Raw genomic sequence first — 3,722 nt, forward strand, 5'->3', positions numbered from 1 at the left:
CGGGTGCGCCGGGAGTCCGCCCCGGCGGGCGGGTCACTTTCATTTGTCGCGCCAAATGAAAGTAACCAAAGCAAAGGCGCTCTTCATTTGGCCGAACTGCGTGGCTTCGAGTCTCCTCGGCCTGTCCTCGCCATGCCACAGGATGGGCCGCACATCTGCTGCGACAGCACTACGCCTCGTCTCGCCTCGCTTCGCTTCGGCTTGATCGCGGCAAAGCGAAGCGAGCCGGGACACGAAGCCGAAGGCGAGCCTTCTCTTGGGGCCCTTGAGAGCCGTCGAGCAGCGCAGGGCTTTGTGGGCGCGCGCGTCGGCGCGCTCCGTCCTCTGACTTCGGGCAGCTGTCTGAGCGCAGCGGCCGCAGGCCGCGTAGCGAGTTCTGCCCGACCCACAAAGACCGAGCAGCGCAGAGCAGTCGGCCCTAGGCCGACCGGCGAACGGGGTGCCCTTTCTTTTGCCTTCTTTTCTTTGGGCAAGCAAAGAAAAGAAGGTGCGCCGCCGGGCGCATATCCCGGCAGCGGCCTCACGCAGTGAACAAGACTAGCGAGAAGCAGCACGGGGCTTCGATACCTCAGCCTGAGCGGGCTGCGGTGTGCGAGCAGGTGGTGACGCGCGAAGAGGGCTCAGCCCGAACGGAAGGTGGCGTGCAACCTGCGAACTACCTCACATCCCCAAGCCCACCAGGCATCCCCCTGGAACTGACCACCCAAACCCTTCCATTTCCCGGCATCAACCCCTCCCCCACTTCCTACCATCGCCCCACCGCCCCCACGCGTGCGCGGCCCACCCGCGCCCAGAGAAAGATCATGTCCGACCTCTCCGACTTCGTGAACATGGACTTCGCCACCGACGCCCCGGCCACGTTGCCGCGTGTCGACCCGGTGGAGAAGAAGACCCGTCACGCCGCCTTCCGCTGGCCCACGCCGCCCTTCGCGTCCTACCCCGATGCCGAGGAGCAGAGCCAGGCGCAGGGCTGTGAATTCGTCGGCATCAACGGCAAGGCCGTCGCCGGCCGGCTGATCTTTTTCGTGCCCGACGACCTGGTGGCCCACGTGCAGGTGCCGCCGGCACGCACCACCATGCCGCTGCGCTTCAGCCAGTTCCGTTCACTGCGCGTGATGGAGCCGCTCAAGCCCGTGAGCACCACCCTCATCACGCACGAGAAGCACGCACTGATGCTGGAGCAGCGCCCGCGCAGCAGCTACCGCGTGGTGCTGCCCGACGGCTCGCAGATGGACGGCACCACCATCGGCCACGTGGAGAACGCCCACGGCCTGTTCCTCTTCCCGCCCGTGGACGACAAAGGCAGCGTGCAGCGCCTGTTCGTGCCGCGCAGCAGCTACAAGACCTACGAGATCGGCCCGCGCATCGGCGAACTGCTGATCGAGCAGAAGGCGGCGACGCCGCAGCAGGTGGAGAAAGCCGCCGACGTGCAAAAGCAGATGCGCGACCAGAAGCTCGGCGACATCCTCGTCGAGCGCCAGGTGGTCACGCCCGAACAACTGCTCGCCGCCATCGAGAAGCAGGCCAAGATGCCCATGGTGCGCATCGGCGAAGCGCTCACATCGCTCGGCATGGTGAGCCAGGAGCAGCTGCAGGAAGCGCTCGCGCAGCAGCAGCAGGACCGCACCGTGCCGCTGGGCGAGCTGCTGGTGAAGATGGGCATCGTTTCGCGCGAAGACCTGCAGACCGCGCTGGCCCGCAAGATGGGCTACCCGCTGGTGAACCTGGAGGCCTTCCCGGTCGAAGACGAGGCCATCAAGAAGCTGCCCTACGCGGTGGCGGTGCGCGTGCAGGTGATGCCGCTGATGATCCGCGAGGGCCGCCTGGTCATCGCGCTCGACGACCCGGTGCGCCGGCGTTCCGTGGTCGACGAAGTCGAGTTCATCACGCAGATGAAGTGCGTGCCGGTGCTGGCCCAGTGCAGCAGCCTGGAAGACGTGCTGTTCAAGGCCTACGAGAAGATCGGCGCAGCCAGCCTGCAGCGCTTCGTGGCGGTGAATGCGGCCGAGCCCATTCCGTTCGAGCTGCACGACACCGACAAGCTGGTCGAGACGCTGGAGAAGGAAGACGCCAGCGCCAGCTCCTCATTCGAAGACGAGCGCCAGATCGAGCAGTCGGACAACTCGCTCGTCAAGCTGATCAACAACCTGATCATCGACGCGCACAAGGAAGGCGTGTCCGACATCCACATCGAGAGCTACCCGGGGCGCGACAAGATCAAGGTGCGCTTCCGCAAGGATGGCCTGCTGCGCACCCACCTGGAGCTGCCGCCCAACTACCGCAACGCGGTGATCGCGCGCATCAAGATCATGTGCGACCTCGACATCTCCGAGCGCCGCAAGCCGCAAGACGGCAAGATCAACTTCGCCAAGTACTCGCCGCAGCACAAGATCGAGCTGCGCGTGGCCACCATCCCGACCAACAACGGCCTGGAAGACGTGGTGCTGCGCATCCTGGCCTCGGCCAAGCCCATCCCGGTCGACAACCTGGGCTTGTCTCCGTACAACCTCAAGTACCTGAAGGAGGCGATGGAGCGCCCCTACGGCCTGGTGCTGTGCGTGGGCCCCACCGGCTCGGGCAAGACGACCACGCTGCACTCGGCGCTGAGCCACATCAACGTGCCCGAGCGCAAGATCTGGACCGCCGAAGACCCGGTGGAAATCACCCAGCCCGGCCTGCGCCAGGTGCAGGTCAACCCCAAGATCGACTGGACCTTCGCCAAGGCGCTGCGCGCCTTCCTGCGCGCCGACCCGGACGTGATCATGGTCGGCGAAATGCGCGACGAAGAGACCGCGCAGATGGGCGTGGAGGCTTCTCTCACCGGCCACCTGGTGCTCAGCACGCTGCACACCAACAGCGCGCCCGAGACCGTCACCCGCCTGATCGACATGGGCCTGGACCCGTTCAACTTCGCCGACTCACTCTTGTGCGTGCTGGCGCAGCGCCTGGTGCGCCGCCTGTGCAACCACTGCCGCCAGGCGCGCCTGGCAACCGACGACGAGGTGAACGAGCTGCTCGACGACTACCTGCACGTGTGCCCGAGCGATCACCCCGACTTCAACCGCGACAGCGTGCGCGGCGGCTGGCTGGAGCGCCACGGCGTGGAGGGCAAGCTGCGCATGCACCACAGCCCCGGCTGCGAGCACTGCGGCCAGACCGGCCACCGCGGCCGCGCCGGGCTGCATGAGCTGATGGTGGTCTCGCGCGAACTGCGCCGCCTGATCCAGACCGGCGCACGCGCCGAGGAGCTGCAGCGCACCGCCATGCTGGAAGGCATGCGCACGCTGCGGCAAGACGGCATCGAGAAGGTGCTGCAGGGCGTGACCAGCCTCGCGGAAGTGCGGGCCACCAGCAACGTGTAGCCGGCCCTCGCCGGCCTGCACAAGGCGCACCGGAGCTCGGCGGGTTGGCTGGGTTCAGGCGGGCGACTCGGCCGGTTCGCTGGCTCATCCCATCCCGAGGGGCTGGTCCACGTTGGCCAGCCGGAGTGATCGAGCGGCCAATACGGGCGAGCGCCTTGACTGGTTGCAGACCTTCAATGATCGCTGGCGGCCGTCGGAGATCGACCCATCAGCAACATCCGCCGCGCTGAACTCGTCGCCCCGAAGCTGTCGATCGTGCTAGCGCAGAAGCCCCAAGGGGGAACTGCGAATGCAACAACGCAGGTTGCGCAGTGGGCTGCCGCGCTATCGACATTCCGTGGAAGCAACACCGACGAATAG

Annotated in this window: 1 protein-coding gene; it reads left to right on the plus strand. The window is 66.5% G+C overall.

The genetic code is table 11. The features are described from left to right. Positions 1 to 803 precede the first annotated feature (803 nt). The gene (locus VFL64_RS17465; protein ID WP_489541654.1) at positions 804 to 3,362 is read left to right on the plus strand and encodes a GspE/PulE family protein; all 2,559 of its coding nucleotides are present in this window, start codon (positions 804 to 806) and stop codon (positions 3,360 to 3,362) included. Positions 3,363 to 3,722 lie beyond the last annotated feature (360 nt).

The organism is Rhizobacter sp., assembly GCF_035702065.1.
GTDB lineage: Bacteria > Pseudomonadota > Gammaproteobacteria > Burkholderiales > Burkholderiaceae_C > Rhizobacter.